General features: G+C 65.9%; 13 protein-coding genes. 7 read left to right on the plus strand and 6 right to left on the minus strand.

Annotated features, from left to right (window positions below; all coding sequences use genetic code 11):
* Position 1 precedes the first annotated feature (1 nt).
* Genes gspK through JNB89_RS26350 form a run of 4 tightly spaced genes read left to right on the plus strand, consistent with a single transcriptional unit; the run spans position 2 to position 3974 of the window.
* Positions 2 to 1195: a type II secretion system minor pseudopilin GspK gene (gene gspK / locus JNB89_RS26335; RefSeq protein WP_223216862.1), complete on the plus strand. Its 1194-nt coding sequence runs from the start codon at positions 2 to 4 to the stop codon at positions 1193 to 1195.
* A 28-nt stretch (positions 1196 to 1223) separates the two neighbouring features.
* Positions 1224 to 2672, plus strand: coding sequence for a type II secretion system protein GspL (gene gspL, locus JNB89_RS26340; RefSeq protein WP_220364158.1), 1449 nt, complete (start codon positions 1224 to 1226; stop codon positions 2670 to 2672).
* On the plus strand, positions 2669 to 3172 hold the full coding sequence (locus JNB89_RS26345; protein WP_013340982.1) for a type II secretion system protein M: 504 nt from the start codon (positions 2669 to 2671) through the stop codon (positions 3170 to 3172). The genes gspL and JNB89_RS26345 overlap by 4 nt, the downstream gene beginning before the upstream one ends.
* Positions 3173 to 3194: 22 nt before the next feature.
* Positions 3195 to 3974, plus strand: a complete 780-nt coding sequence (locus JNB89_RS26350; RefSeq protein WP_220364159.1) for a type II secretion system protein N — start codon at positions 3195 to 3197, stop codon at positions 3972 to 3974.
* A gap of 139 nt (positions 3975 to 4113) precedes the next feature.
* Here JNB89_RS26350 and JNB89_RS26355 read toward each other — a convergent pair whose 3' ends face one another.
* Together JNB89_RS26355 and JNB89_RS26360 are read right to left on the minus strand one after the other, a co-directional pair.
* The gene (locus tag JNB89_RS26355; RefSeq protein ID WP_220364160.1) at positions 4114 to 5721 is read right to left on the minus strand and encodes an efflux transporter outer membrane subunit; all 1608 of its coding nucleotides are present in this window, start codon (positions 5719 to 5721) and stop codon (positions 4114 to 4116) included.
* A 412-nt stretch (positions 5722 to 6133) separates the two neighbouring features.
* Positions 6134 to 6493 carry a hypothetical protein gene (locus tag JNB89_RS26360; RefSeq protein WP_220364161.1) on the minus strand — a complete coding sequence of 120 codons (360 nt, stop codon included), beginning with the start codon at positions 6491 to 6493 and terminating at the stop codon, positions 6134 to 6136.
* Positions 6494 to 6711: 218 nt separating this feature from the next.
* Between JNB89_RS26360 and JNB89_RS26365 the strand changes: the two genes are divergently transcribed.
* Together JNB89_RS26365 and JNB89_RS26370 are read left to right on the plus strand one after the other, a co-directional pair.
* Entirely contained in the window at positions 6712 to 7254 is a 543-nt protein-coding gene (locus JNB89_RS26365; RefSeq protein ID WP_220364162.1) for a MarR family winged helix-turn-helix transcriptional regulator, read from the plus strand.
* A gap of 131 nt (positions 7255 to 7385) precedes the next feature.
* Complete coding sequence (locus JNB89_RS26370; protein WP_013340987.1) at positions 7386 to 8984, plus strand: DHA2 family efflux MFS transporter permease subunit; 1599 nt, start codon at positions 7386 to 7388, stop codon at positions 8982 to 8984.
* An 18-nt stretch (positions 8985 to 9002) separates the two neighbouring features.
* Here JNB89_RS26370 and JNB89_RS26375 read toward each other — a convergent pair whose 3' ends face one another.
* The 4 genes from JNB89_RS26375 to ada form a co-directional block, all read right to left on the minus strand.
* Positions 9003 to 9509: a hypothetical protein gene (locus JNB89_RS26375; RefSeq protein WP_041729177.1), complete on the minus strand. Its 507-nt coding sequence runs from the start codon at positions 9507 to 9509 to the stop codon at positions 9003 to 9005.
* Positions 9510 to 9736: 227 nt separating this feature from the next.
* Positions 9737 to 11353 (minus strand): glutamate--cysteine ligase, encoded by a 1617-nt coding sequence (gene gshA / locus JNB89_RS26380; protein ID WP_220364163.1) that lies wholly within the window; start codon positions 11351 to 11353, stop codon positions 9737 to 9739.
* A gap of 250 nt (positions 11354 to 11603) precedes the next feature.
* Positions 11604 to 12521 (minus strand): DNA-3-methyladenine glycosylase family protein, encoded by a 918-nt coding sequence (locus JNB89_RS26385; RefSeq protein WP_220364164.1) that lies wholly within the window; start codon positions 12519 to 12521, stop codon positions 11604 to 11606.
* Entirely contained in the window at positions 12518 to 13711 is a 1194-nt protein-coding gene (ada, locus tag JNB89_RS26390) for a bifunctional DNA-binding transcriptional regulator/O6-methylguanine-DNA methyltransferase Ada (protein ID WP_220364165.1), read from the minus strand. Before ada ends, JNB89_RS26385 begins: the two co-directional genes overlap by 4 nt.
* A gap of 401 nt (positions 13712 to 14112) precedes the next feature.
* On the opposite strand from ada, the gene JNB89_RS26395 reads away from it, so the two are divergent.
* On the plus strand, positions 14113 to 14538 hold the full coding sequence (locus tag JNB89_RS26395) for a VOC family protein (RefSeq protein ID WP_220364166.1): 426 nt from the start codon (positions 14113 to 14115) through the stop codon (positions 14536 to 14538).
* Positions 14539 to 14553 lie beyond the last annotated feature (15 nt).

The raw sequence follows: 14553 nt of genomic DNA on the forward strand, positions 1-14553 counted from the left end.
GATGAGATTCTCCTCTTTGCATGGGCGATGCGTGACCGCTGCCTGGCGAGCCGGGCGCGGTTGCCGTAAGGCGGCCTGCCGGCGCGCGACGCGGGGTGGGCCACGGCTGCAACACTTGCCATCGCGGCAACCCGCACAACAGCGTGGCGCGGCCATCATCAGCGCGTTACTGGTGGTGGCGCTGTCGGCGATTCTCGTCGCCGGCATGTTGTGGCGTCAGCAGGTTCAGGTGCGCCGGATCGAGAACCAGCGTCTGCTTGCGCAGGCGCAATGGGTCGCACGCGGTGCGCTCGACTGGACGCGGCTGATTCTTCGCTCGGAAGGCGACACGTCAGCGGGTATCACGTACCTCGGCGGCGTGTGGGGCGTGCCGATCGCCAAGACGCGGCTGTCCGACTTCCTCGGCCAGATTGGCGAAGTGCGCGCGCAGCAGGGCGCGGCGACCTACCTGTCGGGATCCATCGAAGACGCCCAGGCCAGATTCAACCTGCGCAACCTGGTGGCGAGCCCGGCGCCCGGTGTAATGCAGCTCGACCTCGAGCAGATCGGCGCCTATCAGCGGCTGCTCGTTTCGCTCGGGGTGAACAGCCAGCTCGCGAAAAACACCGCGCAGCAGGTGCGCGCGAGTCTGCTGCAATCGGCCACGCGCTTTCAGACCGTTACGTCGACGTCGGGCACGACGTCCACGCCGGCTATCCAGGGCGGCGCGATGGGCGGCGGCTTCACCGACAAGCCCGGCATCGAGGACAGCGAAGACAGCGCCGCCCACGCGCCGCTGCAACTGACGAGTGTGGATTCGCTGCTCGACATTCCCGGCTACACGCCGGAGATGGTCGCGCGCTTGCGGCCTTTCGTCACCGTGTTGCCGACGGTGACGGCCGTCAACATGAACACTGCCTCCGCCGAGGTGATCGCGGCGGTGGTGCCGGGCATGAGCCTGTCTTCTGCGCAGGCGTTTGTCGCGCGTCGGCAGACGGTGTTTTTCCATAACGTGGGCGACGTGCAGCTCGCGTTGCGCGGCGCGGGCGTGCAGTCCGTTTCGATCGATCCCGCCGAGCTCGACGTCAACACCAACTACTTCTTCATTCACGGCCGCGTGCAGCATGAGCGCGCTGAAGTGGATCGTACGACGCTCGTCTATCGGGATGCTTTGACTCACACTACACGTATCGTGCGGGTGCAAGACCAACTATGAATAACGCCTTTCCCAGAGAGAGTGGCCTTTGAGCACGCTGATCGTCTTACTGCCGCCGCGTGATCCGGCGGTGCCGTCGCAGGAATGGCAACTGCCGGACCTGCCGTTCGTGCTGCTCGACAAGTCGGGGCGCACGCAACGCGCCGGGCGCTCGGCGCTTGGGCTGTTGCCGCGCGCCACGTCGACGGTGCTGATGGTCGCCGCGCGCGACCTGCTGATGATGCCGGCCACGCTGCCGCCGCTGCGCGGCCCGAAGCTGCGTCAGGCGCTGCCCAACATCGTCGAGGATCAGTTGATCCAGGACCCGCAAACCTGCCATATCGCCGTCGATCCGCAACCGGCTGCGGGCGGTCGCCAGGTGCTGGCGATCATCGACCGTGGCTGGTTCCGCTTTATCTGCGAAGCGTTCTCCGCTGCCGGTCATCGCAGCTTGCGCGCGGTGCCGGTAACGCGCTGCCTGCCCGACGCGCCGCGTGCCGCGCCTTCGCCAGACCCCGAAACGGTGGGTGCGGCGGAGCCGGCCCTGGCGGGCGCGGGTGCGGCTGTGGGCGCCGGCACGTCGGCGCGCGATGCCGCGCCAGGCAGGAACGCTGCGCCGGGCGCGGTGCCCGACGCCGTGCCTGAGCTCTCGCCGGAAGTGGTGCCGATGGTGGCGGCCGTACTCGGCGCGGTGGTGCAAACCGCGCCGGCGATGCTGCTGGAAGGCGCCGTGGAAAGCGGCCCGCCGCGCGTCGAACTGGCGATTGCACGCGGCGCGCAAGGCGAAGGACTGGCGGTGCCGGCGAGCGCCGTGAACGCGACGCTTGCTGCGCTTGCCGGCGCGACGCCGGTGTCGCTCTACATGCTGACCGAGATGCCGGGCAATGAGCCGAGCCTCGGCACCCGCAGCCCGGCGCGGCTTGCCGCCCAGGTGCACGGCGCGAGTCCGCTGCCGTTCGAGCAGCTCGCGCGGCGTGCGCTCACGTGCCGCTTCGACCTGTGCCAGTTCGAATTCGCTTCGCAGCCGTGGCGGCTCGACCGCGCGACGCTGCGTCGCTTGCGCCTGCCCGTGCTGCTGGCCGTGGGTGCGCTGGTGGTCGCGATTGTCGGAGCGAACGTGCAGTGGCTGATGCTTGCGCGCCAGCGGGACGCCATCACCACGCAGATGACCGAGTTGCTGCTCAACGCGTTCCCGAAGACCACCGTCGTGCTTGACGCACCGGACCAGATGTCGCGCCAATTGCAGCAACTGCGCGTGGCGGCGGGCCAGTTGTCTCCCGATGACTTCCTGTCGCTTGCCGACGGCCTCGCACGCTCGTTGCCGCCGGTGCCCGTGAACGGCATCGCCGCGCTGGATTATCACGACCGGCGGCTCGACGTCACCTTCAAGCCGGAGGTCAAGCTCGACCCGGATTTTGCCAAGCGCCTTTCGCGCAACGGACTGAACGGCGCGGTGGACAGCAATACCGGCAAGTGGACCATCAGGAACGGACAATGAAAGCTCAACTCGCTCAGACCTGGGCCGGCTTCTGGGAACAGCGGACCGACCGTGAAAAAGTGTTGCTGACGTGGGGCGGCGGCGTGCTTGCCGTGGTGATCGCATGGTCGGTGCTGTGGGCGCCCGCGCAGGAGGGACGCGCGCGTCTGCGTGAAACGCTGCCGACCTTGCAGCGTCAACTCGCGCAGATGACGGCGCAAGCCAACGAAGCACGCCAGCTCTCGGCGGCGGCGCAAGGCGTTGCGCCAACTGGCGGCGCGTTGAAGGACGCGCTCTCCGCGTCGCTTGGCGACCACGGCCTCGCCGCCGCGCAGGTTCAGGTGATCGGCAACGCGGTGCAGGTGCAGATGAAGAACGTGTCGTTTCCCGCGTGGACGGCCTGGGTCGACGACGTGCGCCGTCAGTTCAAGGTGCAGGTCGCGGAGGCGCACGTGACCGCGCTGAAGGAGGACGGCCAGGTGGATCTGACTGCGTCGTTGCAGCCGTCGACGGCGAAATGAGCGCGCAGCTACGGGATCTCGCATGACTTACTGGATGCGGCGCCTGCGTGCCGCCCTGCCCTGGTTGCTGGTCGCGGTGTTTTCCAGCGCGGCCGTGATGCTCGCGATGCTGCCGGCCGCGTGGATCACGCCACAATTCGCCCGTCAAAGCGGCGGGCACGTGAATCTGGTCGATCCGGCCGGATCGCTGTGGCACGGCTCCGCGACGCTGATGCTGGCCGCCGGCTCGGATATGAGCGCCGCGACGTTGCTGCCCGGCCGGATCGAATGGCACACGGCGTTCTGGCCGCTTTTCACAGGCCGCGTGCGCATGACCATGCGCCATAGCGAGGCGATGCCGGAGCCCATTACCATCGACGCGACGCCGCGCAGCGCGAATCTGACGCCCGGCTCGATTGCCGTGCCCGCTTCGCTGCTGACCGGCCTTGGCGCGCCGTTCAACACACTCGATCTGCAGGGCGATGTGCGGCTCTCGTGGTCCGACTGGCGCAGCTTCAACCGCGAGGCGTTCGGCCAGTTGACGGTCGCGCTGAACGACGTGAGTTCGCGGGTTTCGCCGGTCAAGCCGCTCGGCTCTTACCAACTTGCGTTCCAGGCGGAAGGCGTAGCGTCGACGCTCGAATTGCGGACCGTCAAGGGGCCGTTGATGCTGAGCGGGCGTGGCGTGGTGTCGCCCGCCTCCACGTCGTTTCGCGGCACCGCGACCTCCGCGCCCGAGGCGCGCGAGAACCTGGCGGGACTGCTCAACCTGCTCGGACGGCCGAGCGGACCGGATACCGTGACGTTGTCGTTCGTCCATTGAGCGGGATTCGCCGCCTGGCGCTGCTGTCCAGGCACGCGCAGACGCGCTTGCTGTAGCCGCAAAAAAAGAGGCATGACCGGTCATGCCTCTTTGCTTTTCTGCGTGATGCGGGCGATGTGCTGGCTTCGCCCGGCAGGTGCTAGTTGCTTTGCGCTGGCGGCTGGGTCCGGGTTTGCTCAGGCGGCGGCGTCGTGCCGCTCTGCGCCAACGGCGCCGCCGCTGATGCGGGCAGTGGCGCTGGCGCCGATGTGGGTAGCGGCGCTGGCGCCGCGGCGTCGCCGGTTTCGCGGTTCATTTGCAACACGTCCCAGCCGCCGCCCAAGGCCTTCACCAATCCGACCGACGACACCATCCGCTGACCCGCGATGGTCTGCAGCTTTTGCTCGGCGGTGAACGCCGTGGTTTGGGCGGTCAGCACGTTCACATAGCCGACCGTGCCGGCCTTGTACTCGTTGGTCACGATGGCCAGCGCCTGGCGCGCGGATTCGACCGCCTTTTGCTGCACCACGATTTCCTGTTCGAGAATGCGCTGCGACGCGAGATTGTCTTCCACGTCCTGGAAGGCCGTCAGCACCGCGAGGCGATAGGTCGCGACACTCTGGTCGTAGGCGGCACGGGCCGCTTCGGTTTGCGCGCGGCGCAGGCCGGCATCGAACAGGGTCGCCGCGAGTTGCGGGCCGACCGTCCAGAAACGCGAGGGCGCGGTCAGCAATTGCGAGAACACGGAGCTTTGGAACCCGCCGTTCGCCGACAAGGTCAGCGACGGAAAAAACGCGGCAATGGCAATGCCGATCTGCTCGTTGGCCGCAGCGGCCTTGCGCTCGGCCGAAGCGATGTCCGGCCGCCGCTCGAGCAGCGCCGACGGCATTTGCGCAGGCACGGCGGGCGGCGTCGCGGTGAGCGGCATCGGCGGAATCGAGAAGGTGGAAGCCGGCTCGCCGACGAGCACCGCGATCGCATGTTCGTCCTGCGCGCGCTGCACGCCGTTGTCGATGGCGGACGCCTGCGCCGATTGCAACTGCGTTTGCGCCTGAATCACGTCTGAACGCGCGGCTACGCCCGCGGCATACTGGTTTTGCGTGAGTTGCAGCGAGCGCTGATAAGCGGCTACGGTTTCGTCCAGCAGCTTCTGGTTGGCGTCGAGCGCGCGCAACGCGAAGTACGTCTGGGCGAGCGTGGCTTGTGCCGACAGACGCGCGTTCGCCAGGTCCGCTGCGGCGCCTTGCTGGCCCGCCTTCTGCGCGTTTACCGAGCGGCTCACGGAACCCCACAGGTCGGGCTCCCAGCTGGCGTCGAGTTGCAGGCTATAGCTGTTGTAGACGCCCGAGCGGCCCGCGCTGCTCGTGCTCGACGAAGAACCGCTGCCCGAACGCGTGCCGCTCGCCGTGGCGCCGAGGGTCGGGAAGTACGCCGCACGGGCCTCGCCCACCAGCGCGCGCGCCTGCCGGTAGGCGGCCGCATATTGCGCGATGGTCTGATTGGCGGCGTTCAGCTTGTCTTCGAGCGCGTTGAGTTGCGGGTCCTGATAAATGGTCCACCAGGGCCCGCGATCTTGTTGATCCGCGGGTTCCGCGACTTTCCAGCCGGGCGCGGCCTCCTTGTATGACGCGGGAATCTCGGCGGCGGGGCGCTGGTAGTCGGGGCCGACCGCGCAGCCGGCGACGAGGCCCGCAGCGGCAAGCGCGACGGCCAGGGTCAGGGCGCGCGGCGCACATGTCCGCGCGGGCGAGATTCGGTCAGACTGCATGCATTATTTCCTTCTGGACGCCACGATGCCGCGGATGACGGTGTCGGCCTGTGGATGTGCCGGCATGTTAGCGTATGAGTCCGCTCGGCGCGGCAAACAGAAAGGGTAATTCGGGCAGCGACGAAGGTGTGTTACTGAGGGTGTCGAGAAGGTTACGCGCTGTTACCGGCGCGGGAAGCGGGCGGGCTTTCGAGCGGAATTGGCTGGAGCCTTTGACTTTGCGAGTCAGCATGAGCGGATCGGAAAGCACGCATGCAGACTAGTGGGTCGGGCCTGCAGTTGAACGCGCGAATGGGACCCGCGAATGGGACCCGCGAACGGCACGCGCGAATGGCACGCGCGAATGGGACCGCCGAACGGGACCCGCCACCCAAGACCCCGAAGCTCAGAGCGGCAAGCCGAAGAGGCTAACTCAGACCCGTTCCACCGCGGTCGTCTTGCGCGCGAGCTTTCCTGCGGCGGCCCGGCACGGCGCGTCCGCACGCGCCTGGCATGCGCTCGTTGCGCCGTGTGCCGCGGTAGCCGCGCTGGCCGTAACTGTCGGCGCCGCGGTCTGGTCGGCGGACGCACCCTGCGTCCCTTTGCGCCCCCGACGATGCTCGAGCCAAGCCAGCACCGCGACCCCCACCGATCCACCCGGCAGCACGAACAGCGTCGCGAACAGCGCAAGCTTCCACCAGCGGCGCGGGCCGTGGAAGCTCTGCAATGTATGCAAAGCGGAACCGGTCAGGGAGCGGCCAAGGCCGCCGAGGGTATTTTTCAGGTACAGCATGGGAGGAACATCCTTGGGTCGCGCCGGCTTGGCGGCGGACGAAAAAAGCGGTCAGAACATAGGCTCGGGTGGCGCGAATCGCGTAACTCGTTGCTTAACATAATATTGACTATGCAAGTAAATTTCAAGATACTGTGCGGGTTTGCACGGCCCGCTGTTGTTTTTCGGCGGCTTGCGCGCTTATCCATTCGTTTCGCGGCAAGGTCCATGTACTCCAAATGACTGACGGCCATTACAAAGCCGACGAGATCCGGCTCGACACGAGTCTCGGCTACTACCTGTCGAAAGCGCGGAACGTGCTGGTGGAGCGCACCGATCGGGCGGTCAAGCCGCTGGGACTAACGGCGCAGCAGATCGGCGTGATCCTGATGCTGGCCGCGCAGCGCGCGAGCACGCCTTTCGAGTTGTCGCGCGTCATGTCGTACGATAGCGGTTCGATGACGCGGCTCCTCGACCGCCTCGAAAAGAAAGGCTTCCTGGTACGTACGCGCAGCGACGCGGATCGCCGGATGGTGAAGCTCGAATTGACGCCGCAAGGGCAGGAAGCGGCGCGGCAGTTGCCCGGCATCGGCGCGGCCGTGCTGAACGAGCAGTTGCGCGGTTTTTCGGCCGCGGACCTCGCCACGTTCATCGATCTGTTGGGCCGCTTCATTGCCAACGGTATCGATCCAGGCTCGAACGCAGGGTGTGGTTTGTGTCCGGGCGGGCAAGCGCCTGACACAACGCTCGACGATTCATCGCCGGAAAACGGCAAGCAGTAGCTGAAGTGCGCCTTCCTGGGCGCAGTTGCAAATCAATCTCTGTCTGGGCAGAGTGTGATGGAGCATGTAATGCTGCCTCACACGACGCGATAAACGTGGCGACAATCTTTTCGCGCTGAGGAGAACAACAAATGGCCGCTAGTGCTTCCGACGCTGCCGGATCGGCAGTTCAACCTGCCGCCCCGTCCGCGACTCCGCCTGCGGCGGAACCGGCTCCGCTGAAGGGCGGCGCGCTCGCGCTGCTGACCGTCGGCCTCGCGCTCGGCACTTTCATGGAGGTGCTGGACACCTCGATTGCCAACGTGGCCGTGCCTACCATCTCCGGCAGTCTCGGTGTGGCGACGAGCCAGGGCACGTGGGTGATCTCGTCGTACTCGGTGGCGTCCGCCATTGCGGTGCCGCTCACCGGCTGGCTCGCGCGGCGCGTTGGCGAGGTGCGGCTCTTCACGCTGTCCGTTCTGCTCTTTACGATTGCTTCCGCGTTGTGCGGTTTCGCGCAGAACTTCGAGTCGCTGATCGTGTTCCGTCTGGCTCAAGGTCTTGTTTCGGGGCCGATGGTGCCGCTCTCGCAGACCATTCTGATGCGCTCGTATCCGCCCGAAAAACGCGGGCTCGCGCTCGGGCTGTGGGCGATGACCGTGATCTGCGCGCCGATCTTCGGGCCCGTCATGGGCGGCTACATCACCGACAACTACACATGGCCGTGGATCTTCTACATCAACGTGCCGATTGGCCTTTTCTCCGCCGGTTGCGCGTTCCTGCTGCTGCGCGGACGCGAGACGAAAACCACGCAGCAGCGCATCGACGCCATCGGTCTCACGCTTCTCGTGATCGGCGTGGCGTGCCTGCAGATGGTGCTCGACCTCGGCAAGGATCGCGACTGGTTCAACTCGACCTTCATCGTGACGCTTGCCGTGATCGCGGTGATCTCGATTGCCTTCATGCTCGTGTGGGAGATGACCGAAAAAGAGCCCGTGGTGGACCTCTCGCTATTCAAGGACCGCAACTTCGCGCTCGGGGTGATCATCATCTCATTCGGCTTCATGGCCTTCTTCGGTTCGGTGGTGATCTTTCCGCTGTGGTTGCAAACCGTGATGGGTTACACCGCCGGCCTTGCGGGTCTTGCCACCGCGCCGGTCGGCATACTCGCCTTATTCCTCTCGCCGATGATCGGCAAGAACATGCACCGGCTGAACCTGCGCGTGGTGGCGAGCTTCGCGTTCGTCGTATTTGCGTTCGTTTCGTTGTGGAACTCCACGTTCACGCTCGACGTGCCGTTCAATCACGTGATCTGGCCGCGCCTCGTGCAAGGCATCGGCGTGGCCTGCTTCTTCGTGCCGATGACGACCATCACGTTATCGAGCGTGCCCGACGAACGGCTCGCGAGCGCCTCCGGCTTGTCGAATTTCTTCCGGACGCTCTCTGGCGCGATCGGCACTGCGATCAGCACGACGTACTGGGAAAACGACGCGATTCGCCATCATGCGATGCTGGTCGATAACGTCAACGTCTATGCGGCGAATACGAACGAGTACACGAACGCGCTGGCGGGCATCGGCCTTTCCGGCGACGGCATTACCGCGCAGTTGAATCAGGTGGTTACCGCGCAGGCTTATATGCTGGCCACCAACGACTTCTTCCGCATTTCATGCCTGGCCTTCGTCGTGCTTGCCGTACTCGTGTGGATCACGAAACCGCGCAAGGGCGTTGGCCCTTCTATGGGCCATTGAGCGCGCGCAACGCGCTGCTCACTGACTCGCGGCTTCGCCTGTGGACGGCACGACCGACTGCCCTTGCCGCGCGTCAGGATGCAGGGCGTCCGGTGCGGGCTTCACATCGCTTCGCTGTGTGGCCGGCCCGGCGCCGCGCACGTACTGCTTGAAGTCGGCGCCCGCTTCCCAGGGGTTCGGCTTGCAGCCGAGCGAGCCGTCGCAATGCGCGGCAAAGCCTATCGTCGAGGTTCCGTCGGGGTTGGGCGCGCGGGTGATCTGATAGGCGAGCGCGCGCTTGCCGCCGTCGGGGCCGGCGGTCTGGATCAGCGTGTCGGTCGAGGTTTCGACCTTGTACTTCGAGTTATCGGTCACCCAGGTGCGTGCGCGCTGCCACCACAGGTCGCACTCAGCCTTGCCGGAGCACGTGAGCGGCGTGGTGGCGATCTGCATTACGTCGGGATCCACTTGTCCGCGCGTCGAGCACCCCGTCGCGCCAACGGCCGCAGCCCCAACGCACAGCACGGCCAACAGGTTTGTCCTTATCACCTTGATCCTCCCTCTCGTTCGCGTGTTCCATGAGTTTGGACCGCATCGTGCAGAGCGTGTTTCGTTCAGATCAGAGAAAAGGTGAAATCTGCGCAGCATTTGCCGATCTGGCCGGCGCATCGCGTAGTCGTTACCGTCGCGCGTTGCGCGAAAAAAAAGCGGCTCACGAAGCCGCTTTCCTGTTTTGCCGTCGGCCCGCGCAAGCCGTGCGCGGGCCGCCGCGCTTATATGCTGAAGCGATTCAACGTGTACGCCCGATAAGCGGCGACGAATGCATCAAACGATCCGACTTCCTCGCGCTCGAGCTTGGCCTGTTCTTCGAGCGACTGCGCGGCGAGATCGGCAAACTCCTTCGCAACGCTTGCCTCCAGCGGACGCGCGCGGAAATGCGCAGCGTGTGCTTCGCTCTGCTCCAGACCGAACTGGAGAAAGCTCTGCTGCTTGTCGCGCATGGTTTGCAACACCCGCGCCGACGGCGTCAGCGACGCATCCGCCAGCTTTGCGCGTTGCACGGCCACGGAGCGGGCGTGCGCGTCGCCGCCATGCAGCGCGTCGAGTGCGGCTGCCGCTGCGTCGATCTTGACGAACAGTTCGTCGGCCCATTCGCTCATCGCAATCGCGTTGCCGTCGCGCGTGAGTTGGAGACCGGGCTTGCGCCCCTCGGTGGTTACGCGTGCGAAGTTCTGATTGGCTTCACAGTATGCGGGCGGCGGCAGCGGCGCGCTCTCGTCGAGCGCGCAGACGAGCAGATAGGCGTCGAGAAAACGCGACGTTTCGAGCGAAATGCCGACCGGCTCGAACGGATCGATGTCCATGCAGCGCACCTCGACGTATTGCACGCCGCGCGCCGCGAGCGCGTGCAGCGGACGCTCGCCAGGATGCGTCACGCGCTTAGGACGGATGGTCGAGTAGAACTCGTTTTCGATCTGCAGCACGTTGGTGTTGATCTGCACCCACTCGCCGTCGCGCTGCGTGCCGATGGCCTCGTACGCGGGATACGGCTGGCTCACGGCCTTGGCGAGAGCGTCGAGATAACCGGGCAGCGTGTCGTAATCGGCATGCAGCGCCGCCTGGGCGGTGGTGTTCGAGTAGCCGAGATCGCTCATGCGCAGGCTTGTCGCATAAGGGCGGTACAACGTGTCGGCGTCGAAGGTTTCGAGCGTATGTTTGCGCTCGCGCAAGAAGCGCCGATCGAGCGCAGGCGACGCGCCGAACAGATACATCAGCAGCCAGTTGGTGCGGCGAAAGTTGCGGATCAACGCGAGGTAACGCTCGGACTGGAAGTCGACGGCGCTCGCGGTGGATTGCTGATCGGCATGCAAGAGCCGCCACACTTCTTCGTTCAGCGAATAGTTGTAGTGGATGCCCGCGATGCACTGCATGGTGCGACCGTAACGCAGCGCGAGGCCGATGCGGTACACGTACTTCAGTTTGCCGATGTTGGAAGTGCCGTAGTTAGCGATCGGAATGCCTTCGTCCGTGTCGGGAAGCAGGCCCGGCATCGAGTTATTCCACAGAATCTCGTCGCCGAGTTCCGCGTAGACGAAACGATGCAACGTGTCGAGCTTCTCGAGCGTGAGCGCGACGTCGTGCTCGGCCGGTGTGATCAGTTCGAGCAGCGCTTCCGAATAGTCGGTAGTCAGCGAAGGATGCGTGAGCGCCGAACCTAGCGCGCGCGGATGCGGCGTCAGCGCGAGCCGGCCTTCGTGCGTCACGCGCAGGCTTTCTTTTTCTATGCCGCGCAGGCCGCGCAGCAGCGCGTCGCGCTGCGGCCCTGAAGTCAGCACGGACAGGCGGTGCAAGAACGCGTCGGTCGTGCGGGATGAGGTCGTGTTTGGCATTGATGCGAGTCGGGCGTTGTCGGCCGCCATGTGCCGCTTCGCGGCTTGCCGGCAGCAGCTTACGGTCGACAACGTTCGGCGGAATTTTCAGTAGCGGGCACTTTAACATCTCGCCACGGCGCCTGCTTGAGGCCGCCTCGGTGGCCCCTCGCGGACCGTCCGCTATTCTGTTTTCACGTCGCAAGCGCCACTTTGGCCTCACGTTTCCGAGGCTTATTGCCGCCCATTTGAGGATTGCGCGCTCGCCCTTCTAGCCGCCGCGCGCGGCCCCTGCCCGGTCGGCTACTTCGTTCCACAGATGCATTGCGGCGTAGGCGCGCCACGGGCGCCAGCTCTCGGTGCGGGTGCGCTGCTGCGTGGGCCGCACGAGCGACGGATCGCGCGCGCTGATTGACTGCATCAGCACCAGGTCCCACGCCGGCCACGCGTCCGGATCGCGCCACGCGCGCATTGCCACGTATTCGACCGTCCACGGGCCGATGCCCGGCAGTGCGAGCAACGCGGCGCGCAGGCTGTCCGTGTCGATGCCCGCGTTGTCGAGCGGCACGTCGCCGCTCGCAACGGCGCGTGCAAAGCCTTGCAGCGCCGCCACGCGTTTGCCCGGCATGCCGATTTGCGCAAGATCCACGGTAGCGAGGGCCTCGGGCGTCGGAAAGCGCCATGCGGTGTTCTCATGTGCATGCCCTTCAATGCGCTCGCCCGCGCGCTGCACCAGCCGGCCGATGATGGTGGTTGCACCCTTCACGCTGATCTGTTGACCGACAATGGCGCGCACGACCAGCTCGAAACCGGACCATGCGCCAGGCACACGCAAGCCGGGCGCCGCCTCGACAAGCGGCGCAAGCCACGGGTCCGCGGCAAGCGCGGCGCCGATTTTCCGCGGATCGGCGTGCAGGTCGAACATCTTCGCAATCGGCGCGGCAAGCGCGTCGGCATGACGGCTCACTGGGCCTTCGATGCTCGCCACCAGACAGCGCTTGCGCGCATGCCGACGCACGCTGAGCGTGCCGCTTTCTCCGGACCATTCGATCGCGCGGCGATACGCGTCGTCTTCGACGGTTTCGACGCCAGGCGTCGCGCGGCCACGGAAAAAGCGCAAGAGGCGCGGCCAGTCGAATGGGGCTTTATAGGGAAGTTCAAGAGTTGCGACGTGCTCGAGCGTGCTCACGCGGCGTGGTCCAGTTTGGTGGAAAGAATTGGATCAGAGGTCGTTTCGGGGCTGCTGGTTTCGTCGGCGGAAACGGGGTGCGCGTGCCGCGCCTCGTTCTCCAGCAGCGCGGCCTTGCGCGGCAAGCCCCAGCGGTAGCCGGCCAGCGCCCCGCCCTTTTGCACCACGCGATGACAGGGAATGGCCAGCGCAACCGGATTCGTCGCGCACGCGCTTGCCACGGCGCGCACGGCGCGCGGTGCGCCGACCGCCTCGGCAATCTCGGTGTAGCTGCGCGTCTCGCCGTACGGAATGCCTCGCAGCGCCTGCCAGACCCGCTGCCGGAAGGCCGTGGCGGCAACGTCGAGCGGCAGGTCGAACTGCTGACGCGTGCCGCGCAGGTAAGCGTCGATCTGCGCGATGAACGGTGCCAGCCGTTCGCCATCTTCCACGAGGCCCGCGTTGGCGAACTCGCCGCGCAGTTCGTCGACGAGCAATGCCGCGTCGTCGCCGAAACCGATCTTGCAGATGCCCTTGTCGGTCGCGGCCACCAGCACGAAGCCGAGCGGCGTGGGCGCGCTCGCGTAGCGCACCGTGAGCCCCGCGCCCTTGCGGCGATAGTCCGACGGCGCCATGCCCAACTCCGCCGGCGCGCTGTCGTACATCCGCGAAGGCGAGTTGAAGCCGGCATCCAGCGTGGCGCGCGTGACGTCCGCGCCGCTTCTGAGCGCATCGCGCAATGCCGCGCCGCGTCGCGCGGCCTGATATTCGCGCGGCGATACGCCTACCACCCGCTTGAAGATCCGCTGAAGATGAAACGGGCTCAGATGCACGGCGTCGCTCAGTTGCGCGAGCGTGAGACGCTGCTGCGGGTCGGCGTCGAGCGCGGCGCATGCCCGCTTCACGATTTCCAGTTCGCGCGGCAAGCCGCCCGGCTGACAGCGCTTGCAATCGCGGAAACCGGCCGCGCGGGCCGCGGCGGCATCGGCGAAAAAGGCGACGTTCTCGCGACGCGGCTGGCGCGACGCGCAGGACGGGCGGCAGAACACGCCCGTGGTCTTCACCCCGTAGAAGAAGGCGCCGTCCGCGAGCGGATCGCGGCGGGTGACGGCTTCCCAGCGCTCGTCGTCGGAACGGCAGGGGGGCCGGCTGGCGTTGGTGGGCATGCTGGCGCCGGTGCTCGTTTCAGCGGGATGGCGGGTGCGGTTCATGACGGTTCCCGAACAGTGCTTTCGATGCTCATCAATCTAGGCCGTGTCCCGCCACAGTACGCTCCGGTTCTTGCGGTGTCATTGCGCTTTCTCGTACGCGGCAGGCGCCCACGGCCCCCGTCAGACCCACGTTTCGCCTCAACTTGCGGCAAATCTGCACGATATCGGGTTTTCCCCTAAAAAGTTATTGCGTCGCACCAACCCCATGTGTATATTAGTACCTGTCTCCTCCATGTCTCCTCCTGATATGGATTCAGCCCGCTCCACATAGAGCGGGCTTTTTTTCGTCTGTACGCTCCGCACGGCCCGGCTCAGGCCGCTTCAACGCCCGCCTCGCTTTCTCCTACACTGGCTGTTCACCGTCGCTGTTCTCGTCAGAAGCCAGTTGCCGGAGGTGTTCTTTGAAGATCCATATACGCGAGATCGATCACGTGGTGATCCGGGCCGCCAACGCGCAAGCGCTCGCGCGGTTTTACTGCGATGTGCTTGGCTGCACGCTGGAAAAGGAACAGCGCGAGCTCGGTCTGACGCAACTGCGCGCCGGGCGCTCGCTAATCGACTTGCTGCAAGTAGGCGCGAAACTGGACCGCCCTGAGAACGGCGTGCCGGGTGCGGCTCGTAACATGGATCACGTGTGCCTGCGGGTCGAACCGTTCGACGCCGATGCGCTCAGGGCGCATCTGGCGGCACACGGCGCGCGGCTCGGCGAAGAAGGCGTGCGTTATGGCGCGGACGGCTACGGGCCGTCGCTGTATCTGTTCGATCCGGAAGGCAACATGGTCGAGCTGAAAGGACCGCCCCAGGCGGCTCACGCGACGTCGCTCTGAGCGCCGCACGCCTGC

Source organism: Paraburkholderia phenoliruptrix, from assembly GCF_019511605.1.
Classification (GTDB): domain Bacteria; phylum Pseudomonadota; class Gammaproteobacteria; order Burkholderiales; family Burkholderiaceae; genus Paraburkholderia; species Paraburkholderia phenoliruptrix_A.